This is a genomic window from Serratia entomophila (assembly GCF_021462285.1).
GTDB lineage: Bacteria > Pseudomonadota > Gammaproteobacteria > Enterobacterales > Enterobacteriaceae > Serratia > Serratia entomophila.
In genome coordinates this window covers 2,730,897-2,751,830 of record NZ_CP082787.1, presented here as the reverse complement: position 1 = coordinate 2,751,830, position 20,934 = coordinate 2,730,897, and the positions used below count along the sequence as shown (strand labels likewise).

At 54.0% G+C, this 20,934-nt stretch carries 16 protein-coding genes, 2 tRNA genes and 2 other RNA genes; 10 read left to right on the top strand and 10 right to left on the bottom strand.

Going from position 1 to position 20,934, the window contains the following annotated elements:
* Positions 1–65 precede the first annotated feature (65 nt).
* The 7 genes from KHA73_RS13415 to KHA73_RS13385 form a co-directional block, all read right to left on the bottom strand.
* Complete coding sequence (locus KHA73_RS13415; protein ID WP_234584823.1) at positions 66–638, bottom strand: LOG family protein; 573 nt, start codon at positions 636–638, stop codon at positions 66–68.
* A gap of 144 nt (positions 639–782) precedes the next feature.
* Positions 783–909, bottom strand: a non-coding RNA gene (locus tag KHA73_RS13410) — RtT sRNA.
* Between the two features lie 46 nt (positions 910–955).
* Positions 956–1,040 (bottom strand) — tRNA-Tyr (locus KHA73_RS13405).
* A gap of 95 nt (positions 1,041–1,135) precedes the next feature.
* A non-coding RNA gene (locus KHA73_RS13400) (RtT sRNA) lies at positions 1,136–1,223 on the bottom strand.
* A 28-nt stretch (positions 1,224–1,251) separates the two neighbouring features.
* Positions 1,252–1,336 (bottom strand) — tRNA-Tyr (locus KHA73_RS13395).
* Positions 1,337–1,494: 158 nt separating this feature from the next.
* Positions 1,495–2,343: a formyltetrahydrofolate deformylase gene (gene purU / locus KHA73_RS13390; protein WP_234584822.1), complete on the bottom strand. Its 849-nt coding sequence runs from the start codon at positions 2,341–2,343 to the stop codon at positions 1,495–1,497.
* A 68-nt stretch (positions 2,344–2,411) separates the two neighbouring features.
* Entirely contained in the window at positions 2,412–2,873 is a 462-nt protein-coding gene (locus KHA73_RS13385) for a YchJ family protein (protein WP_234584821.1), read from the bottom strand.
* Between the two features lie 123 nt (positions 2,874–2,996).
* Between KHA73_RS13385 and rssA the strand changes: the two genes are divergently transcribed.
* The 5 genes from rssA to KHA73_RS13360 all read left to right on the top strand — a co-directional run bounded on the left by rssA (position 2,997) and on the right by KHA73_RS13360 (position 8,542).
* Positions 2,997–3,899, top strand: coding sequence for a patatin-like phospholipase RssA (rssA, locus tag KHA73_RS13380; protein ID WP_234584819.1), 903 nt, complete (start codon positions 2,997–2,999; stop codon positions 3,897–3,899).
* A gap of 104 nt (positions 3,900–4,003) precedes the next feature.
* Entirely contained in the window at positions 4,004–5,017 is a 1,014-nt protein-coding gene (rssB, locus tag KHA73_RS13375) for a two-component system response regulator RssB (RefSeq protein WP_234584818.1), read from the top strand.
* A 201-nt stretch (positions 5,018–5,218) separates the two neighbouring features.
* Positions 5,219–6,136 (top strand): UTP--glucose-1-phosphate uridylyltransferase GalU, encoded by a 918-nt coding sequence (galU, locus tag KHA73_RS13370; protein ID WP_234584817.1) that lies wholly within the window; start codon positions 5,219–5,221, stop codon positions 6,134–6,136.
* 42 nt (positions 6,137–6,178) lie between these two features.
* Entirely contained in the window at positions 6,179–7,522 is a 1,344-nt protein-coding gene (locus KHA73_RS13365) for a UDP-glucose dehydrogenase family protein (protein WP_234584815.1), read from the top strand.
* Positions 7,523–7,531: 9 nt separating this feature from the next.
* Positions 7,532–8,542: an NAD-dependent epimerase gene (locus tag KHA73_RS13360; protein WP_234584814.1), complete on the top strand. Its 1,011-nt coding sequence runs from the start codon at positions 7,532–7,534 to the stop codon at positions 8,540–8,542.
* 187 nt (positions 8,543–8,729) lie between these two features.
* On the opposite strand, the gene hns is transcribed toward KHA73_RS13360, so the two are convergent.
* Positions 8,730–9,137 carry a histone-like nucleoid-structuring protein H-NS gene (hns, locus tag KHA73_RS13355; protein ID WP_234584812.1) on the bottom strand — a complete coding sequence of 136 codons (408 nt, stop codon included), beginning with the start codon at positions 9,135–9,137 and terminating at the stop codon, positions 8,730–8,732.
* Between the two features lie 699 nt (positions 9,138–9,836).
* On the opposite strand from hns, the gene KHA73_RS13350 reads away from it, so the two are divergent.
* Positions 9,837–10,421, top strand: coding sequence for a thymidine kinase (locus KHA73_RS13350; protein ID WP_234584811.1), 585 nt, complete (start codon positions 9,837–9,839; stop codon positions 10,419–10,421).
* Positions 10,422–10,520: 99 nt separating this feature from the next.
* Here the strand turns inward: KHA73_RS13350 and KHA73_RS13345 are convergent, their stop codons facing one another.
* A complete protein-coding gene (locus KHA73_RS13345) occupies positions 10,521–11,837 on the bottom strand; it encodes an IS4 family transposase (protein WP_234584810.1) in 1,317 nt (438 codons plus the stop codon).
* A gap of 126 nt (positions 11,838–11,963) precedes the next feature.
* Positions 11,964–14,636: a bifunctional acetaldehyde-CoA/alcohol dehydrogenase gene (adhE, locus tag KHA73_RS13340; RefSeq protein WP_234584809.1), complete on the bottom strand. Its 2,673-nt coding sequence runs from the start codon at positions 14,634–14,636 to the stop codon at positions 11,964–11,966.
* Between the two features lie 529 nt (positions 14,637–15,165).
* Here adhE and KHA73_RS13335 point away from each other — a divergent pair.
* The 4 genes from KHA73_RS13335 to oppB all read left to right on the top strand — a co-directional run bounded on the left by KHA73_RS13335 (position 15,166) and on the right by oppB (position 20,930).
* The gene (locus KHA73_RS13335) at positions 15,166–15,810 is read left to right on the top strand and encodes a YchE family NAAT transporter (protein WP_234584808.1); all 645 of its coding nucleotides are present in this window, start codon (positions 15,166–15,168) and stop codon (positions 15,808–15,810) included.
* A gap of 692 nt (positions 15,811–16,502) precedes the next feature.
* Complete coding sequence (locus KHA73_RS13330; protein ID WP_234584807.1) at positions 16,503–18,140, top strand: ABC transporter substrate-binding protein; 1,638 nt, start codon at positions 16,503–16,505, stop codon at positions 18,138–18,140.
* Positions 18,141–18,288: 148 nt separating this feature from the next.
* Positions 18,289–19,926: an oligopeptide ABC transporter substrate-binding protein OppA gene (gene oppA, locus KHA73_RS13325; protein ID WP_234584806.1), complete on the top strand. Its 1,638-nt coding sequence runs from the start codon at positions 18,289–18,291 to the stop codon at positions 19,924–19,926.
* A gap of 83 nt (positions 19,927–20,009) precedes the next feature.
* Positions 20,010–20,930 (top strand): oligopeptide ABC transporter permease OppB, encoded by a 921-nt coding sequence (oppB, locus tag KHA73_RS13320; RefSeq protein ID WP_234584805.1) that lies wholly within the window; start codon positions 20,010–20,012, stop codon positions 20,928–20,930.
* The last annotated feature ends 4 nt before the right edge of the window (positions 20,931–20,934 follow it).

Genomic DNA, 20,934 nt, shown 5'->3' with positions numbered 1-20,934 from the left:
ATAGTAGCAGAGTTTGGCAGGAAATGTAACGCAGGCAGCGGCTGTGCCGCTGGCTGCAGGCCGGATTATTTTGCCCAGCGATCGTAATTTTTGGGTTGGTAATCGTCAAACTGTTGCAGCAGCGTTTGTGCGGACTCACTAATATGCATGGTGCCCAGATAATCGTGACGCATGAACCCCTGATCGGCGACGTGCTCAAGGAAATTGTTCAGCGGCCGGTAGAAGTCGTTGACGTTCAATAGCCCGACCGGCTTGCTGTGATAGCCAATTTGCCCCCAGGTCCAGATTTCGAACAGCTCCTCCAGCGTGCCGATACCGCCCGGCAGGGCAATAAACCCGTCCGCCAGCGCCGCCATGCGGGCCTTGCGGGTGTGCATGTCGGGAACGACCTCCAGCTCGGTCAACCCCCGGTGTGCCGTTTCCGCTTCAACCAGCCTTTCAGGGATGATGCCTACGGCCTCGCCGCCGGCCGCCAGCACCGCATCGGCGACGATCCCCATCAGGCCTTTTTTACCGCCGCCATAGATCAGGCGCCGGCCCTGAGCGGCGAGGGTCTGGCCCAGCAGACGGGCGTGATCGGCATAAGCAGGGTTAACGCCTTCGCTGGCGCCACAAAAAACGCAGATGTTGTTACGCATGCACTTTTTTCCTTACTGCATTAAAGAAGCCAGTGGTATAGCGAATTGTCGGCCGGAGTTCAAGTTACGGCTTTGTGCAATGATAAAGAAAATTGAGTATTTATGAGGAGCGGATTGATTAATTCAGGGAAGTTTATTCGAAGATGGTGGTGGGGGAAGGATGACTCGTCGCTGCGCGACTCGCCCTGCGGGCCGCGCTGAAGCGCGTTGTCTCACTGCGTGAGACTCGAACCTTGTCGAAGCTTCTCATCCTTCCCCTGTACGGAGCAATATGGATGCTTAAGGTTTGATTTAATTTATGGGAGTTTATTCGAAGATGGTGGTGGGGGAAGGATTCGAACCTTCGAAGTCTGTGACGGCAGATTTACAGTCTGCTCCCTTTGGCCGCTCGGGAACCCCACCATGGTATTCATGGATTTACAAATTTTAGTCCGGTTTGATCCGGGAGAAACCTGGCCGGTTTCTTTACTGCGCCTCCACTCCTGGCGGAGAGAAGATGGTGGTGGGGGAAGGATTATTCGTCACTTCGTTCCTCACCCTTTGGGCCGCGCCAAAGCGCGTTATCCTTCCCTTTCTGCTTTGCTTTAACCAAGCGCGCATCAGCGAAGAAAGATGGTGGTGGGGGAAGGATTCGAACCTTCGAAGTCTGTGACGGCAGATTTACAGTCTGCTCCCTTTGGCCGCTCGGGAACCCCACCACTGGCCTTGCTTGCGAAACCGCTGTCTCGGTAAGCGGGGCGCATCATATCAAATGAAGCGCGCGTGTAAAGTATTGAAATGAAGAAAATGAATCGTTTGCCGTTTTTTTATTCGTGGCGGTGCATCCCTGAACGAAATGCACCGTTTTATTGAACAATTACAGGATCACCGTCCGATTTCCGTAGACGAATACCCGCTGAGCCAATACCTGATACAGGGCGCGGCTAAGCACATTTTTCTCCACGTCGCGGCCTGCGCGCATCATATCCTCGGCGGAATAGGTGTGATCGACATTGATCACGTCCTGCATGATGATTGGGCCTTCATCGAGGTTGTCGTTAACGTAGTGCGCGGTGGCGCCGATAATTTTAACGCCACGTTCGTAAGCCTGATGATAAGGGCGCGCGCCGATAAAGGCCGGCAGGAACGAGTGGTGGATGTTGATTACCTGATTCGGGTAATGCTGCACAAAGGAAGGCGTCAGCACGCGCATATATTTGGCCAGCACCACGTAATCGGGTTGGTATTGGTCGATTTTGGCCGTCATCTCGCGGTCGTGCTGTTCGCGGGTCAGGCCCTCGTGGCTGATCAGATGGAATGGAATATCGAAGCGTTCCACCAGCGTCTGCAGCGTATCGTGGTTGCCGATCACCGCGGCGATTTCCACGTCAAGGCCGCCGTAGGCGCTCTTCATCAGCAGATCGCCCAGGCAGTGGGCCTCTTTGGTGACCAGCACCACGATGCGGCGGCGGCCGGTGCTGTGCAGTTCGCGCACCGAGCCTTCCGGCAGCGCGCCGTCAAGATCGGCCAGCAACGTCGTATCGTTGAAAATGCCTTCCAGCTCGGTACGCATAAAGAAGCGGCCGGTGCGGTGATCGACGAATTCGTTATTCTGCACAATATTGAGCTCGTGCTTATAGCAAATATTGGTGATCTTGGCGATCAGCCCTTTGGCGTCCGGGCAAATGGTGCGTAAAACTTTTCTTTGTACATTTTGGTGTGGCATTGGCGTGAGGATCCTGTCTGATACTGAACGTCCTGTCTGCGCAGGCGTGGATGTTAAGGGCCGGCCGGCTAGCGCCCGCAGCACTTCTTATATTTTTTCCCTGAGCCGCAGGGGCAAATGGCGTTTCTGCCGGGCTGCGGCTTAGTGCCGTCGATATAATACCAGCGTTGTTCAAGGCGAAGAAAGCGGGAACGCTCATGCATGGCCTGGGGTTGGCCACTGCCGTCGACGAAGCGAGCGATAAATTCAACAAACCCTTCGTCGGCGCTGGCGCCGGCCTGTTCATCCACCACGGTCAGGCCCAGCCATTCGGTGTCTTTAAAGCTGTCGTCGATCGCGCTGCGCCATTCGCTGGCGTGGCAGTCAGGGTGCCAGGTGGCGATCAGGTAGTCGACGTCCCGTTTCACGTAGGCGCTGAAACGGGAACGCATCAGTTTACCGGGCGTCGGCGCTATTTGGCTGCCGGCGATATAGGGGCCGCAGCATGCGTGATAGTCCAGTTCGCTGCCGCATGGGCATGATTCGAGCAAAATAACTCCTGGGAAGGCGGTGCAGAAAGTGAATTTAGCGCATATGTTACCTAACATCATTCGCTGGTGACAATCTACCCTGAGACCAGGGGATAAACAATTCACCGGATAAGGACGGGCGCTATGCGGCAGATTAAAATTGGACTGGCGTTAGGGGCTGGCTCGGCCAAAGGCTGGGCCCACATCGGCGTGATCAATGCGCTAAAGAAGTTGGGCATTGAGGTCGATATTGTTGCCGGCTGTTCGGTAGGCGCATTGGTGGGGGCCGTCTTCGCCAGCCATCGCTTGCCGGCGATGGAGCAATGGGTGCGATCGTTCAGCTACTGGGACGTGATCCGCCTGATGGATCTCTCCTGGCAGCGGGGCGGCCTGTTGCGCGGTGAGCGAGTGTTCAATGCGGTAGGCCAATTGCTGAAGATTAATGACATAGACGAGTGTTCGCTGAAATTCGGCGCCGTGACGACCAACCTCAGCACCGGCCGCGAGCTGTGGCTGACCAAAGGGGACATACATCAGGCGGTGCGCGCGTCATGCAGCATGCCGGGCCTGCTCGCGCCGGTGTGGTTCGACGGCTATTGGCTGGTGGATGGCGCAGTAGTCAATCCGGTGCCGATTTCACTCACCCGCGCGCTGGGGGCGGATATCGTGATCGCCGTTGATTTGCAGCACGATGCGCATTTGATGCAGCAGGATTTGTTCTCGGTGCGCAGCGATGCCGCCGGGACGCAGGAGCCTCCGGCAAACAGCTGGCGCGGGCGGCTGCGGGAGCGCATTGGCAAAATGTCGTTGAGAAAGGCCAATGCGACGCCGACGGCGATGGAAATCATGGGGACGTCGATCCAGGTATTGGAGAATCGGCTGAAACGCAATCGCATGGCGAGCGATCCGCCGGACGTGCTGATACAGCCTTACTGCCCGCAAATCTCGACGCTGGATTTTCACCGCGCCGATGAGGCGATAGCAGCGGGGCAACTGGCGGTGGAAAAACAGCTGGATCGGCTGCTGCCGTTGATAAAAAATAGATAGTTATCGGTTCACTGGCGGAAAATGTGCGGTCGGGGTGTTTCAGGCAGGCATAAGTGACCTTTTTGAGCCACTATTAGACTATGAAAAGGGACGAGGCTCGGCTGATGGCATTACCACTGACTCACAAGCGCATATTGATCGTTGAGGACGAACAGGTTTTTCGTTCTGTGCTTGTCGGCTATTTGAAATCGTTGGGCGCGGAGACCAGTGAGGCGAACAATGGTTTGCAGGCGCTGAGTGCGGTGGACGAGGTGCGGCCCGATCTGATCCTGTGCGATCTCGCCATGCCGGAAATGGGCGGCATCGAATTTGTCGAACATTTGCGTCTGCAGGGCGTGCAGATCCCTATATTGGTCATTTCGGCAACCGACAAAATGGCCGATATCGCCAAGGTGTTGCGGCTTGGCGTGCAGGACGTGCTGCTGAAGCCGTTGACCGATCTGAATCGCCTGCGCGAAGCCTTGCTGGCCTGTTTATATCCTAATATGTTTACCTCACAGGCGATTGAGGAAGTTGAGCTGTTCCAGGATTGGGATGCGTTGAGTAAAAACCCTTCGGAAGCCGTCAAACTGCTGAAGCAATTGCAGCCGCCGGTGCAGCAGAGCATTGCGCATTGCCGGATTAACTATCGCCAACTGACCACCGGCGAAAACCCGGGGTTGGTGCTGGATATCGCCGCGCTGTCGGACAAGGATCTGGCATTCTATTGTCTGGATGTTACCCGGGCGGGCGATAATGGCGTTTTAGCCGCTTTGTTATTGCGCGCATTATTTAACGGCTTGCTGCAGGACCATTTGGCGAATCAGCGCCACCGGCTCCCGCAAATGTCCGCATTGTTAAAGCAAGTTAATCATTTATTGCGCCAAGGGAAGCTCGAAGGGCAATTTCCGCTGCTGTTGGGTTATTATCACGCCGAATATAAAAATCTTATCCTGGTTTCTGCCGGGCTGCACGCCAACGTCAATACCGGCGACAACCAGATCCAGTTGAGCAACGGGGTTCCGCTCGGAACGCTCGGGGCGACTTACATGAATCAAATTAGCCAGCGCTGCTCGGCCTGGCAATGCCAGGTATGGGGAAACGGCGGCAGGCTGCGGCTGATGCTGAGCGCTGAATAAACCCGCAGGCGACGATAAAGTATTGGAAACTCCACGCGACGACATGCTTATTTTAACCCCGGGTTTGTCACTTGGGTAATTGTCCTAAATTCTTTCTATTTGTGTTCGGACTAATGCTCGGCAGTCATTAGCTGGTATACTCCGAGGGTTTTTTGTATGGCGCGAGAGGCTCATAAAATGAGCGTTTTAAGAGAGGAAATAATGCCTGCTGTAAATCGAAAAGTCAGAAAAGCAGTGATCCCGGTTGCAGGCTTGGGAACACGGATGTTACCGGCGACGAAAGCGATTCCAAAAGAAATGTTGCCGCTGGTGGATAAACCCCTGATCCAGTACGTCGTTAATGAATGCATTGCGGCGGGCATTAATGAAATCGTGTTGGTAACGCACTCTTCCAAGAACTCGATCGAAAACCATTTTGACACCAGTTTTGAACTGGAAGCGATGCTGGAAAAACGCGTCAAGCGCCAGCTGTTGGATGAGGTTCAATCGATTTGCCCTAAAGGCGTCACCGTAATGCAGGTGCGGCAAGGGGTGGCCAAAGGGTTGGGGCACGCCATCATGTGCGCTTACCCGATGGTGGGCGATGAGCCGTTCGCGGTGGTGCTGCCGGACGTGATCCTCGATGAATACAGCGCCGATCTGAAAAAAGACAATTTACACGAAATGCTGCGGCGTTTCGAAACCACCGGCGTCAGCCAAATTATGGTTGAACCGGTGCCGCATAAAGACGTCGGCAATTACGGCGTGGCCGATTGCAAGGGCTATGCGTTGCAGCCGGGCGAAAGCGCCCCGATGGTAAGCGTGGTCGAAAAACCGGCGCCGGATGACGCGCCTTCCAATCTGGCCATCGTGGGCCGCTATGTACTGTCGGCCGATATCTGGCCGCTGCTGGCGAAGACGCCTCCGGGGGCCGGCGATGAAATCCAGCTTACCGACAGCATTGAAATGCTGATGCATCAGGAGACGGTGGAAGCCTACCATCTGAAAGGCGTCAGCCACGACTGCGGTAACAAGCTGGGCTATATGCAGGCGTTCGTTGAATACGGCTTGCGGCATCCCAGCCTGGGCAAAGATTTTTCTCAGTGGCTGCAACAGCTGATCGCCGCTGAAAATAAATGACTTTTTATTTTTCGTCTTAATTTGAAAAACTAGGATTTTCCCATGAAAGTAACTGTTTTTGGTATTGGCTATGTTGGCCTGGTGCAGGCTGCGGTGCTGGCTGAAGTAGGCCATGACGTTATGTGTATTGACGTGGATGAGCGTAAAGTCGAAAACCTGAAAAAAGGGAATATCCCTATTTTTGAGCCGGGCTTAACGCCGCTGGTGCAACAAAACTACGAGGCCGGCCGGCTGCATTTCACCACCGATGCCAAAGCGGGCGTCGCTCACGGCACCATTCAGTTTATCGCCGTCGGTACGCCGCCAGACGAAGACGGTTCCGCCGATTTGAAATATGTGACCGCCGTGGCGCGCACCATCGCTGAACACATGACGGATCGCAAAGTGGTGATCGACAAGTCAACCGTGCCGGTGGGTACTGCGGACAAGGTCCGCCAGGTTATGGCCGAAACCTTGGAAAAACGCGGCAGCAACGTGCCTTTCGATGTGGTTTCCAACCCCGAGTTCCTCAAGGAAGGGGCGGCGGTGGCCGACTGCATGCGTCCGGAACGCATCGTTATCGGTACCGACAATATGGATGTGATCGAACCTATCCGCGAGCTGTACGAGCCGTTCAACCGCAACCACGATCGCATGATCCTGATGGATATCCGCAGCGCCGAGCTGACCAAGTATGCCGCTAACTGCATGCTGGCGACCAAAATCAGCTTTATGAACGAAATGTCCAACCTGGCGGAAATGTTGGGCGCGGATATCGAGAAAGTGCGTCAGGGCATCGGTTCCGACTCGCGCATCGGCTATCACTTTATCTACCCAGGCTGCGGCTACGGCGGCTCCTGTTTCCCGAAAGACGTTCAGGCGCTGATCCGCACCGCGGAGCATATCGGCTACCAGCCGAAACTGCTGCAGGCGGTAGAGCAGGTCAACTATCAGCAGAAATATAAGCTGACCTCGTTCATCAAAGATTATTTTGGCGAAGATCTGAAGGGCAAAACCTTTGCGCTGTGGGGGCTGGCCTTCAAGCCTAATACCGATGATATGCGCGAAGCCTCCAGCCGCGTGCTGATGGAACAACTCTGGGAAGCCGGCGCGACCGTTCAGGCTTACGATCCTGAAGCGATGAACGAAGTTCAGCGCATCTATGGCCAGCGCGACGATCTGAAGCTGGTGGGCACCAAAGAGGCAGCGCTGCACGGCGCCGACGCGCTGGTGATCTGCACCGAATGGCAGAATTTCCGCGCGCCTGATTTCGACGTGATCAAGGGCGCATTGAAGCAGCCGGTGATCTTCGACGGCCGTAACCTGTTCGATCCGGAGCGCCTGGAGAGCCGCGGCTTTACCTATTACGCCATTGGCCGCGGCGCCTCCGTTAAGCCGGTTATTTAAGGGGTGAGCATGAAATTCCTGGTTACAGGCGCTGCGGGCTTTATCGGTTATCACGTAGCAGAGCGTTTGTTGGCCGCCGGGCATCAGGTTGTCGGTATCGACAACCTGAATGATTATTATGATGTGGGCCTGAAAATGGCCCGCCTGGATTTGTTGGCGAAAAAACCGGCATTCCGCTTTATCAAGCTGGATCTGGCCGATCGCGAGGGAATGGCGGCATTATTCGCCGAGCATCAATTCCAGCGCGTCATTCACCTCGGCGCTCAGGCCGGGGTGCGCTATTCGTTGCAAAACCCATTGGCATACGCCGATGCGAATCTTATCGGTCATTTGAACGTACTGGAAGGTTGCCGCCATAATAAGGTGGAGCATTTGCTCTATGCCTCGTCCAGCTCGGTATATGGCCTGAATCGTAAGCTGCCTTTTGCTACCGAAGATTCGGTTGACCATCCGATTTCGCTGTATGCGGCGACCAAAAAAGCCAATGAGCTGATGTCACACAGCTATTCTCATTTATACGGTATTCCCACCACCGGGCTACGTTTCTTCACCGTATATGGTCCATGGGGAAGGCCCGATATGGCGCTGTTCAAGTTCACAAAAGCCATATTGGCGGGCGAGAGCATCGATGTATATAACCGCGGTGAGATGCATCGTGATTTTACCTACATTGATGATATCACCGAAGCAATAGTGCGGTTGCAGGCGGTTATCCCTCAGGCTAATCCTGAGTGGACCGTTGAGCAGGGATCGCCGGCGAGCAGTTCAGCCCCTTACCGTGTTTATAATATCGGTAACAGCACTCCGGTAAAGCTGATGGAATATATCAGCGCGCTCGAACGGGCGTTGGGTATCGCCGCGCGTAAAAATATGCTGCCAATGCAGCCTGGTGACGTTATGGACACCAGCGCAGATACCGCCGAGCTATATCGCGTTATCGGTTTTAAACCGGCAACCAGCGTCGATGAAGGGGTAAAACGTTTTGTCGATTGGTATCGAGAGTTTTATAAAGTTCAGTAATTGAGCTATGCAGGCGCAAAGATACGCAACAGGGGCTACGGCCCCTTTTTTACGCCTGGGGAGCCTGTTCGGGCGATAAACGTACAGGGTAAAGAGGGCGAGGCTATTAAGTTAGCAGCGCGGATATTATGCCGAAAACAAAAAGGCTCTCAAAATTGAGAGCCTTCCAGATACGCAACGGGGACTATTACAGCAGGAAATCGTCCAGAGATTTACCTTGCTCTTCCATAGCTTTCTTAATCACCGCTGGAGTACGGCCTTGGCCGGTCCAGGTTTTCAGCTCGCCGTTTTCGTCTTTATATTGGTATTTAGCTGGACGTGCTGCGCGTTTTGCTTTACCAGCCGCTTTAGTGGCAGCCATAGTTTGCAGCAGTTCATTTGGGTCGATGCCGTCAGAAATCAGCATTTCACGATATTTCTGCAGCTTGCGAGTGCGTTCTTCGATTTCTGCTTGAGCCTGACTGTCTTCTTCGCGACGTTCGTTCACAACAACTTCCAGTTTCTCGAGCATTTCTTCCAACGTTTCCAGGGTGCATTCTCTTGCCTGGGCGCGCAGAGTACGGATGTTGTTCAAAATCTTTAATGCTTCGCTCATTGTCCTAGTCTCAAATTATATTGGTGGGGGGCGTCTGGATAATAATAGAGTGCTCTTTTCTTTTCTGCAATAGCCAAATTGGCCTGAATACTCAAATTTACCTTTAAGAAAACGGTTAATCAGAACTGTCTGGCTAATATAGGAGGAGCTGTTAACTATTACCATCGTCCTTTTAAGCCAAATTTTCAACAGCCGCAGCAATGATTGTCGTGCTTCCAGGCTTTCATGGATAAGTTATAGTCGTAATTTATATCAATATTACAATGAGTTCTGTGGGGCTAATCACGCTGTGGTGTTGCAGACATTGTAAACATTAGGGGTATAGAGGTAAAGATTACGTCAAGGTGCGCCGTTTCACGGGCCTGCAGCCATTAAATACCCTCGTTATCAAGTCTGCGCTGTTTTTAATAGTTCAATGCGCAGGCACTGTCACGGCGCAGGCTGGCGGCATAAAGGCTACTCAAGCATTAATGCGGATGCATAATCATTAGCAGCAATTAATTGTGAGGCTGGACAGAGAATATCCTGTAAATAGATGTAAAGGGGGGGCGCTGCAGAAGGAAATGTTTCAGTTGAAAGTGCATATTACCCCAGAGGCGATATTGCGCAAGCCGCTGCTGAGCATGCGGATTGGTTATGGTACACTTGCAGCCTGAATCAACGTCTGAATATTTCTTATACCATTGGAGTCGCGGGCCCATGGCTCAACTTTATTTTTATTACTCTGCTATGAATGCAGGAAAATCTACCGCGCTGTTACAATCTTCATATAATTATCAAGAACGTGGTATGCGCACGCTGGTGTTTACCGCCGAGATAGACCACAGGTTCGGCGTAGGGAAGGTGAGTTCGCGTATCGGCCTGTCTTCCCAGGCTCAGCTCTATAATAACGACTCGATGTTGTACGCAATGATCGCGCAAGAACATCACCAGCAGCCGGTGCATTGCGTGCTGCTGGATGAAAGTCAATTTTTGACCAAGGCGCAGGTTGAACAATTATGCGACGTCGTGGACCAGCTGGATATTCCGGTGTTGTGTTATGGCCTGCGCACCGATTTTCTGGGGGAGCTGTTTGTCGGCAGCCAATACCTGTTGGCCTGGGCCGATAAGCTGGTCGAGTTGAAAACTATCTGCCACTGCGGGCGCAAAGCGAACATGGTGCTGCGGTTGGATGAAAACGGCCAGGCGATGCATGCCGGTGAACAGGTGGTGATAGGTGGTAATGAGAGCTATGTCTCCGTATGCCGCAAGCACTATAAAGAGGCTATTCATTCCCTGGACTAACGTATAAACGCCGCAGCAGGGCTTTCAGCGCGTATTAACGCGATACGGATAACCACCGCCTTGCCGGCAATAAAAAACCCGCCTTTCGGCTAACACCGTTCACTTAAGATGTTTTGAGTGAACGGGATACTGGGTTTTTGAGATTCGAACGGTCCTCTTTTTGGGCCGTTTTCTCTTTTCTGGCAGGATAAATTGCTTCACATTCTCCCGCATTTTCTTCAGCTTCGTCGGGATCGTCCCTGGTTTACTCAGTGAACACCAGATGAGTTCATCCTGGATCAGTCTCATCGCCATCACGAAGCTTATCCGCAGTGGCGGCACTTTTGCTTCCCGTGCTATCTGACTCATCTCCATTCTGACCAGATTATAGGCCGTCAACAGACCCCAGATTTCCTGGTAAATCCCGCTCACTTTCTGGCTGCGCAGCAACGTCGCTGTGCTCAGCTGGAACTGTTTCAGCTCTCCGTAGCCATTTTCTATGCTCCACCGCTCCTGATACACATAACGCAGCGAGTCTGCCGGATACAGCTCCGGCTCGCTCAAAGAGCTGATAAAACCTTTGTAATGGCCTGATTCATCTTCACATTCTATTAGCCGGGCCTGCCAGTATTCAGGCAGCGAGCTGTCCTGTTTTCGGGCCTGCGGTGAGACCTGCATCTCCACCAGATGGTCTCCTTCTCCGAACGTTTCCACTACACGGTATTTCGTGTTTCCCTTCAGGGGAACCAGCCAGTGCGCATCGTTCTGTCTGCGTTGCCAGTTAATCAGTAACTCTGCGGATAAATAGCAGTGGTCAAACAGCGTCAGGCTTTTCGCCTGCGGCGATAATTGCTTCGCGTAACTGACTTCGCCGGTATTTGCCGGCCCGAATTTCACGTCATGGATCAACCGGCTGCGCAGCGACATCATGGCGCACAGCCTGACCATCGGGTACTCAGTGTGTCTGTCCGGACGATGCTTTATGTACTCAAAATGGTCTGCAAGTTCGGGCGTATCGGGTGTGCGAAAAAGGGTGCCATCAACGGCGAACAGCCGCAGTCCGTGCCAGAGGTCATCCTTATCTTCCTGTTGAGTCCAGTGGCTGGCCGTCAGGGTGAAGAGCTCCCGAAGCGGTTCATCGCTCAACCGCTGGCGTGCCTGGGCAATGGAGCTGGCAGCGAGAGTCTCACCTTCCTGCGAACTCAGGACGAGGTCGAGTTTTGTCACAACGTCCGTGATGGAGCGGTCGCGGTACAGGCCCATGCCCACAATCAGCCAGACCACGAGTTCTGCGGGGAGTTTACGTTTACGGATACTGGCTTTATTCGTGGAATCAAGGACCTGAGAAATCCACTCAAGGGGAATGGCACGCTGAAAACAGGAAAGTGAAGCGGGTTCAGCCCAGGTCTGGGTATCGTCAAGCCAGGTTGAAAGCATAAAAAAGCCCCATCAGAGAATTGATGAGGCTATTGTCGTCTACCCACCGGATCGTTCAACCGATCATTTTGCTTAACCGATCGGTGTTAGCCTTTCGGCGGGTTTTTTTATCGGCTCAGCGAACCGTTATTTTCTGGCCTTCTTTACCGCTTTGGCCGCAGCCGGGGCCGCCACGTCTTCCTCTGCAACCGCTTCGCTAAATTCACGGCCATAGAAGGTATCCAGCATGATTTGCTTCAGTTCGGCAATCAGCGGATAACGTGGGTTGGCGCCGGTGCACTGGTCGTCGAAGGCGTCTTCAGACAGCTTGTCGACCCGGGCCAGGAAGTCGGCTTCCTGCACACCCGCTTCGCGGATGGAGGCTGGGATGCCCAACTCGGTTTTCAGCTCGTCCAGCCAGGCCAGCAGCTTCTCGATTTTCTGCGCGGTGCGGTCGCCCGGAGCGCTCAGGCCGAGATGGTCGGCGATTTCAGCGTAGCGGCGGCGCGCCTGAGGGCGGTCGTACTGGCTGAAGGCCGTCTGCTTGGTCGGGTTGTCATTGGCGTTGTAGCGAATGACGTTGGAGATCAACATGGCGTTGGCCAGGCCGTGCGGGATGTGGAACTCGGAACCCAATTTGTGGGCCATTGAGTGGCAAACCCCGAGGAAGGCGTTGGCAAACGCGATGCCGGCGATGGTGGCGGCGTTGTGAACGCGCTCGCGGGCCACCGGGTTTTTGGCGCCTTCTTTATAGCTGGCCGGCAGGTACTCTTTCAGCAACTTGAGCGCCTGCAGCGCCTGGCCGTCGGAGTATTCGTTCGCCAGCACCGACACGTAAGCTTCCAGCGCGTGAGTCACCGCATCCAGGCCGCCGAAGGCGCACAGGGATTTCGGCATGTTCATCACCAGGTTGGCGTCGACAATCGCCATGTCCGGGGTCAGCGCATAGTCAGCCAGCGGGTATTTCTGGCCGGTGGCGTCGTCGGTCACTACGGCGAACGGCGTCACTTCCGAACCGGTGCCCGAGGTGGTGGTGACGGCGATCATTTTCGCTTTTACGCCCATTTTCGGGAACTTGTAGATGCGTTTACGGATATCCATAAAGCGCAGCGCCAGATCCTCAAAGTGGGTTTCAGGATGTTCGTACAGCACCCACATGATTTTCGCTGCGTCCATCGGTGAACCGCCGCCCAGCGCAATGATTACGTCCGGTTTGAAGGAGTTCATCTGCTCGGCGCCTTTGCGCACGATGCTCAGCGTTGGGTCGGCTTCAACTTCGAAGAACACTTCGGTTTCAATGCCGTGCGATTTCAGAACCTTGGTGATTTGATCTGCATAACCGTTATTGAACAGGTAGCGGTCGGTAACGATGAAGGCGCGTTTCGCACCGTCGGTCGCCACTTCTTCCAGCGCGATAGGCAGGGAGCCCCGGCGGAAGTAGATGGATTTCGGAAGTTTATGCCACAGCATGTTTTCTGCTCGCTTCGCTACAGTTTTCTTGTTGATCAGGTGTTTTGGCCCGACGTTTTCAGAAATGGAGTTGCCACCCCATGAACCGCAGCCCAGCGTCAGCGACGGGGCGAGTTTAAAGTTATACAGGTCGCCGATGCCACCCTGAGAAGCAGGGGTGTTGATCAGGATGCGCGCGGTTTTCATTTTGTCGCCGAAGTAGGCGATGCGCGCGCTTTGGTTATCCTGGTCGGTATACAGGCAGGAGGTGTGGCCGATGCCGCCCATGGCGACCAGTTTCTCGGCTTTGCTCACCGCGTCTTCAAAGTCTTTGGCGCGGTACATCGCCAGGGTAGGCGACAGTTTTTCGTGCGCGAAAGGCTCGGTCTCGTCCACCAGCTTCACTTCACCGATCAGCACCTTGGTGTTCGCCGGCACTTTGATGCCTGCCATTTCGGCAATCTTCGGCGCGGACTGGCCGACGATGGCCGCATTCAGGCCGCCGTTTTTCAGAATGATGTCCTGCACCGCCTTCAGCTCTTTGCCCTGCAGCAGGTAGCCGCCGTGGGAAGCGAAGCGTTCGCGCACCGCATCATAAACCGAGTCGACCACGATAACGGATTGCTCGGAGGCACAGATCACGCCGCTGTCGAAAGTTTTGGACATCAGGATGGAGGCGACGACGCGTTTGATATCCGCGGTTTCGTCTACCACTACCGGGGTATTGCCCGCGCCTACGCCGATCGCCGGTTTGCCGGAGCTGTAGGCGGCTTTCACCATGCCAGGCCCGCCGGTCGCCAGGATCAGGTTGATGTCGGGGTGGTGCATCAGCTGGTTGGAGAGTTCTACCGTCGGTTGGTCAATCCAGCCAATGATGTCTTTCGGCGCGCCGGCGGCGATGGCGGCCTGCAGCACGATATCCGCCGCTTTGTTGGTGGCGTTTTTGGCGCGCGGGTGCGGGGAGAAAATGATGCCGTTACGGGTTTTCAGGCTGATCAGCGCTTTGAAAATCGCCGTGGAAGTTGGGTTGGTGGTGGGCACGATACCGCAAATCAGGCCGATGGGCTCAGCGATGGTGATGGTACCGAAAGTGTCGTCTTCGGACAGGATGCCGCAGGTTTTTTCATCTTTGTAGGCGTTGTAGATATATTCTGAAGCGAAGTGGTTTTTGATGACCTTATCTTCAACGATACCCATCCCGGACTCTTCTACGGCCATTTTTGCGAGGGGGATGCGGGCATCAGCAGCGGCGAGGGCAGCGGCGCGGAAGATTTTATCAACTTGTTCTTGAGTGAAGTTGGCATATTCGCGCTGGGCTTTTTTGACACGTGCGACTAGCTCGTTCAGTTCAGCGACATTCGTTACAGCCATAATGCTCTCCTGATAATGTTAAACTCTTTCAGTAAATAAGCCGTGCGAGCCACTAGTATAGTTGGAATGGGCATAAACGTCGGTTTAAAAACACGGTTTTTCCCCACTGTTTTTGGCGCATGCTGCTGATTTACTTAAAGAGCTTCACCCGATGCAGGCAGGGCGGCAGGCTGGGGAGGGAACGGGCCGCAGGGCTTGGTGGCTTAATCTGTTCTACTCCCTGACTACGACTAAGAGCTTACTCACTCTTGGGTAGGCTATTTGTGATCTAGATCATGAAAAGTGCTGGCTGACACCTTTCAGCTTGAGTTTTTGAGAGCCATTCTCAATAACCGTGATCGGGGACTCTTTTTTAAACATAAAAAATCAAAAGCCCATACATTACTTTAACAATGGGTATTTGTTTTGCGGCATATCGTGCGTGTAGATAAAAATGCTGATTGAGCCCGATGGATTACCCGCGGCAATTCCATTACATTAGCGCGCGTGGGCAGCATCACTTTTTACAGCTATTAACGCGGAGTCATCTGTGGGCCAATCTCTGTTGGATTTTTCCGGCTATATCAAATTCTTCGTCGGCCTGTTTGCGCTGGTAAACCCGGTCGGCATTTTGCCGGTGTTTATCAGCATGACCAGCTACCAGGCGGAAGCGGGGCGCAACAAAACCAACATGACCGCCAATCTGTCGGTGGCGATCATTCTCTGGACCTCGCTGTTCCTTGGTGAGGGGATCCTGCGCATGTTCGGCATTTCCATCGACTCGTTCCGCATTGCCGGCGGCATTCTGGTGGTGACCATCGCCATGTCGATGATCAGCGGCAAGCTGGGCGAGGATAAACAGAACAAGCAGGAAAAATCAGAAAGCGCCATCCGCGAAAGCATCGGCGTGGTGCCGCTGGCGCTGCCGTTGATGGCCGGGCCGGGTGCCATCAGCTCAACCATCGTCTGGAGTTCGCGCTATCACACCTGGCAGAATCTGCTGGGGTTCACGGTGGCGATCGCCCTGTTTGCCTTCTGTTGCTGGCTGCTATTCCGTGCGGCGCCGTTGCTGGTGCGCCTGCTTGGGCAAACCGGCATCAACGTTATTACCCGTATCATGGGGCTGCTGCTGATGGCGTTAGGCATCGAATTTATCGTTACCGGCATTAAGGCATTATTCCCCGGCCTGCTATGAACCGCTCATTGAGCTGCGAATTGATCCGATCCGCAGCTCAAATTAATTTTAAACTTTAAATTATTTATTAGTTCGCATTATTATAGTGCGCAATATGAATGAATTTTCTGCCGTTGCACCTTTATGTTGCATAAATCTCAACTTGCTGCTCAATAAAAGCGCTAAGTGTTATTTCTATCTATTTTCTCGGCTCTTTTCCCCGTTTTTCATCCAGCCAATCGTTTAACTTGCTGTTAAATTAATCACATCATTCTGTAGGGCTTGTCTCGCTTTCATCCAGGTGTTATTAGTGATTAACCGCCTATAAGCAGGTGTTTGTTCTTTGAACAGTGATTTTGTTAACTGAATGTTTCTTTGTTTGGCGGTGTGGTTCATCAAGTCTCTTGAATGAAATGGGTTTTGTAAAAAATTGCAATAAAATCATGCAATTAAATTTACTCTCAACCACCCTCAGTGCCGACCTTCGGATCGCGCTTCAGTCAATAAAAGAGAATTGCTTAACATTTTCGTAAAATTTATTGGCTATGGAATTTGGCTTCTGCTAATTTCCGAGCAACTTTCCTGCGGTCAATTAACGGCAATGCGCCCTAAAAACAGGAATGATTTTTGCTGGTATCCGTTTATTTAGAATTCTTATAAACACTTCACAAAAATCGATAAGCAATGCTTGTTGGTGAAAAGGAGCCTCGACTATGCAGCAAACCATGAAGCGCAGGTGCTTGACCTTGTTGATTGCCGCCGCGCTGGGTGCCGGCGGCGTTAATTCCGTTTTGGCGGCCGATGTTCCGGCCGGGGTGCAATTGGCCCAGCAGCAAAATATCGTGATCAACAACGGCAGCGAAGTGGCTTCATTGGATCCGCATAAGGTCGAGGGCGTACCGGAAAGCAATATCATTCTTAACCTGCTGGAGGGGTTGGTCAGCACCGACGCCAATGGGCACGTGGTGCCTGCGGGGGCCGTCAGCTGGGAAAATCAGGATTACCGCAGCTGGACATTCCATCTGCGGCCCGACGCGGTATGGAGCGACGGCTCTCCGGTCACCGCGCAGGACTTCGTCTACAGTTGGCAGCGCCTGGTCGATCCTAAAATCGCGTCGCCTTACGCCAGCTATCTGCAGTACGCCAAAATTGAAAATATCGACGATATCCTGACCGGCAAGAAAAGCCCGCAGACGCTCGGCGTGAAGGCCGTGGATGATAAAACGCTGCAGGTGACCCTGACCGAGCCGGTGCCTTACTTTATCAGCATGTTGAGCCACACCTCGTTGAAACCGGTCAAGCGTTCGGTGGTGGAGAAGTTTGGCGACAAGTGGACGCTGCCGGCCAACTTCGTCGGCAATGGCGCCTATCGCCTGAAAGGGTGGGTGGTGAATGAGCGCATCGTGCTGGAGCGTAGCCCGAGCTATTGGAACAACGGCAAAACCGTTATCAACCAGGCGACCTTCCTGCCGATCACTTCCGAAGTCAGTGACGTCAACCGCTTCCGCAGCGGTGAAATCGATATCACCAACAGCGCCATTCCGCCGTACCTGTACGTCAAAATGAAGCGCGAAATTCCTGAGCAGCTGCACGTAAATCCTTTTTTGTGCACCTTCTATTACGAGCTCAACAATCAGAAAGCCCCCTTTACCGATGCGCGGGTGCGTGAGGCGGTCAAAATGACGCTGGATCGCGACATCATCGCCAACAAGATTATGGGCCAGGGACAAATCCCGGCCTACAGCTTTACGCCGACCTTCACCGAAGGCGCGAAGTTCACGCCACCTCAGTGGGCGAGCTGGAGCCAGGAGCAGCGTAATGCCGCGGCCAAAAAACTGCTGGCTGAAGCCGGTTACAGCGACGCCAAGCCGCTGACGTTCTCACTGCTGTATAACACCTCAGATCAAAATAAACAGCAGGCGATCGCCGCTGCGTCGATGTGGAAGAAAAACCTCGGCGCCGAGGTCACGCTGCGCAATCAGGAGTGGAAAACCTCGCTGGAAAGCCGCCATCAGGGGCAGTACGACGTAGCGCGCGCCACCTGGTGCGGTGATTACAACGAGCCCAGTGCGTTCCTGAACCTGGTGCTCTCCACCAGCAGCATCAACACCATCTTCTACAAGAGCCCGGCGTTCGACGCCATCATGGCCGCCACGCTGAAGGCGCCGGATGAAGCCGCGCGCGCCGCGCTCTACCAGCAGGCCGAAGCGCAGCTGGATAAAGATTCCGCGCTGGTGCCGGTTTATTACCGCGTCAGCGCGCGCCTGATAAAACCGACGGTGGGCGGTTTTACCGGCAAAGATCCATTGGACTACACCGACGTAAAAAATCTGTACATCATCAAGCAGTAAAAGGGGTATTACCTCACGCACGACGGTGAGTAATACAGGGAAGCCGGCCGCGGCATTTCGTTCCGCTACGGCCGGTATAACAAGGTCCGCTCACGGGCAACGCAGGCTTCACGATGAGCCTGTGATAATAAAAACTGGAGTATAAAACATGACCAACATCACAAAGAAAAGCCTCCTTGCCGCCGGCATCATCGCCGCGCTGGGCATCACAGCAACCGGAAGTGCATTTGCGGCCGAGGTGCCGGCGGGCGTACAGCTGGCAGACAAGCAAGAGATCGTTAAAAACAACGGTTCCGAAGTGCAATCGCTGGATCCGCACAAGATTGAAGGCGTGCCGGAAAACAACGTTACCCGCGATTTGATGGAAGGCCTGGCGAATAACGGCCTGGATGGCTCCATCGTCCCGGGCGTGGCGGAAAGCTGGGACAACAAAGATTTTAAAGTCTGGACCTTCCATTTGCGTAAAGACGCGAAATGGTCGAACGGCAAGCCGGTAACGGCGCAAGATTTCGTCTATAGCTGGCAGCGCGTAGTGGATCCGAAAACCGCTTCGCCTTACGCCAGCTATCTGCAATATGCCCACGTGGAAAACGTCGACGACATCATCGCCGGCAAGAAAGACAAGTCGACCCTGGGCGTGAAGGCCATCGACGATCATACCTTCCAGGTCACGCTGACCGAGCCGGTGCCGTACCTGGTGGAAATGACCCCGCACTACGCGATGAAGCCGGTGTACAAAGACGCCGTAGAGAAGTTCGGCGAGAAGTGGACCCTGCCGGCGAACTACGTCAGCAACGGCGCTTACAAGCTGAAAGACTGGATCGTTAACGAACGCATCGTACTGGAACGTAACCCGGAATACTGGGATAACGCCAAAACCATCATCAATAAAGTGACGTTCCTGCCAATTTCATCGGAAGTGACCGACGTTAACCGCTACCGCACCGGCGAAATCGACATGACCTACAACAACATGCCGATCGAACTGTTCCAGAAGCTGAAGAAAGAGATCCCGAAAGAGGTTCATGTCGATCCTTACCTCTGCACTTATTATTACGAGATCAACAACCAGAAAGCGCCGTTTACCGATGAACGCGTGCGTGAAGCGCTGAAGCTGGGGTTGGATCGCGATATCATCACCAATAAAGTGAAAAACCAGGGCGACCTGCCGGCCTATAGCTTCACGCCGCCGTATACCGACGGCGCCAAGCTGACCCCGCCAGAGTGGTTTGGCTGGACCCAGGAAAAACGCAACGAAGTGGCGAAGAAACTGTTGGCCGATGCCGGCTATGGCCCGGGCAAGCCGCTGACCTTCTCGCTGTTGTACAACACCTCGGACCTGCACAAAAAGCTGGCGATCGCCGCTGCGTCCATCTGGAAGAAAAACCTGGGCGTAGACGTGAAGCTGGTGAACCAGGAGTGGAAAACCTTCCTGGATACCCGTCATCAGGGCACCTATGACGTGGCGCGCGCCGGCTGGTGCGCAGATTACAACGAACCAAGTTCATTCCTGAACATGATGCTGTCCGACAGCAGCAGTAACACCCCGCACTATAAGAGCGCCGAGTTCGACAAGCTGATGGCTAACGTGTTGACGGCGAAAACCAAAGAGGAACGCGCGGCGCTGTATCAGAAAGCGGAAGTTCAGTTGGATAAAGATTCTGCCATCGTGCCGGTTTATTACTACGTGAATGCCCGTCTGGTGAAACCTTACGTGGGCGGTTATACCGGTAAAGACCCGCTTGATAACGTGTACGACAAAAACCTGTACATCATCAAGCATTGATACGGTTAGGAGCGGCGGCACGCGTCGCCGCTCCATGTTGATAATAATAAGCCGTCATCAGGCTGTAGCACAGGGTTAGGGCAATGCTTAAATTTATACTTCGTCGCTTATTGGAAGCGATCCCGACACTATTTATCCTTATTACCATCTCCTTCTTTATGATGCGTTTGGCGCCGGGCAGCCCATTTACCGGCGAGCGCGCATTGCCGCCGGAAGTGATGGCGAATATCGAAGCCAAATATCACCTCAACGATCCTATCTGGAAACAGTACGGTCACTATTTGGCCCAGCTCGCCCAAGGCGATTTTGGCCCGTCATTCAAATACAAGGACTATTCGGTCAACGATCTGGTGGCCGCGTCTTTCCCGGTATCCGCCAAGCTCGGCCTGGCCGCGTTCCTGCTGGCGGTGGTGCTGGGCGTTAGCGCCGGCGTGATTGCCGCGCTGAATCAAAATACCAAATGGGACTATACGGTGATGGGGTTCGCCATGACCGGGGTAGTGATACCCAGCTTCGTGGTGGCGCCGCTGCTGGTGCTGATCTTCGCCATCACGCTGAAATGGCTGCCGGGCGGCGGCTGGAACGGCGGGGCGCCGAAGTTTATCATCCTGCCGATGGTGGCGCTGTCGCTGGCCTATATCGCCAGCATCGCCCGTATCACCCGCGGATCGATGATCGAAGTGCTGCACTCCAACTTTATCCGCACTGCGCGCGCCAAAGGCCTGCCGATGCGTCGCATTATCTTCCGCCACGCGCTGAAGCCGGCGCTGTTGCCGGTGCTGTCCTATATGGGCCCGGCGTTTGTCGGCATCATCACCGGCTCGATGGTGATCGAAACCATTTACGGCCTGCCGGGCATCGGCCAGCTGTTCGTTAACGGCGCGCTGAACCGCGACTATTCCCTGGTGCTGAGCCTGACCATTCTGGTCGGCGGTTTGACCATTCTGTTTAACGCGATCGTCGACGTGCTGTACGCCGTTATCGATCCTAAAATCCGTTATTAATCTG

What these genes read in the sequence shown, in the direction of transcription:
- galU (WP_234584817.1), top strand. Translation starts at nt 5,219, where the DNA reads ATGCCTGCTGTAAATCGAAAAGTCAGAAAAGCAGTGATCCCGGTTGCA.
- KHA73_RS13330 (WP_234584807.1), top strand. Translation starts at nt 16,503, where the DNA reads ATGCAGCAAACCATGAAGCGCAGGTGCTTGACCTTGTTGATTGCCGCC.
- KHA73_RS13365 (WP_234584815.1), top strand. Translation starts at nt 6,179, where the DNA reads ATGAAAGTAACTGTTTTTGGTATTGGCTATGTTGGCCTGGTGCAGGCT.
- rssB (WP_234584818.1), top strand. Translation starts at nt 4,004, where the DNA reads ATGGCATTACCACTGACTCACAAGCGCATATTGATCGTTGAGGACGAA.
- adhE (WP_234584809.1), bottom strand. Translation starts at nt 14,636, where the DNA reads ATGGCTGTAACGAATGTCGCTGAACTGAACGAGCTAGTCGCACGTGTC.
- KHA73_RS13360 (WP_234584814.1), top strand. Translation starts at nt 7,532, where the DNA reads ATGAAATTCCTGGTTACAGGCGCTGCGGGCTTTATCGGTTATCACGTA.
- oppA (WP_234584806.1), top strand. Translation starts at nt 18,289, where the DNA reads ATGACCAACATCACAAAGAAAAGCCTCCTTGCCGCCGGCATCATCGCC.
- purU (WP_234584822.1), bottom strand. Translation starts at nt 2,343, where the DNA reads ATGCCACACCAAAATGTACAAAGAAAAGTTTTACGCACCATTTGCCCG.
- oppB (WP_234584805.1), top strand. Translation starts at nt 20,010, where the DNA reads ATGCTTAAATTTATACTTCGTCGCTTATTGGAAGCGATCCCGACACTA.
- hns (WP_234584812.1), bottom strand. Translation starts at nt 9,137, where the DNA reads ATGAGCGAAGCATTAAAGATTTTGAACAACATCCGTACTCTGCGCGCC.
- KHA73_RS13415 (WP_234584823.1), bottom strand. Translation starts at nt 638, where the DNA reads ATGCGTAACAACATCTGCGTTTTTTGTGGCGCCAGCGAAGGCGTTAAC.
- KHA73_RS13345 (WP_234584810.1), bottom strand. Translation starts at nt 11,837, where the DNA reads ATGCTTTCAACCTGGCTTGACGATACCCAGACCTGGGCTGAACCCGCT.
- KHA73_RS13350 (WP_234584811.1), top strand. Translation starts at nt 9,837, where the DNA reads ATGGCTCAACTTTATTTTTATTACTCTGCTATGAATGCAGGAAAATCT.
- rssA (WP_234584819.1), top strand. Translation starts at nt 2,997, where the DNA reads ATGCGGCAGATTAAAATTGGACTGGCGTTAGGGGCTGGCTCGGCCAAA.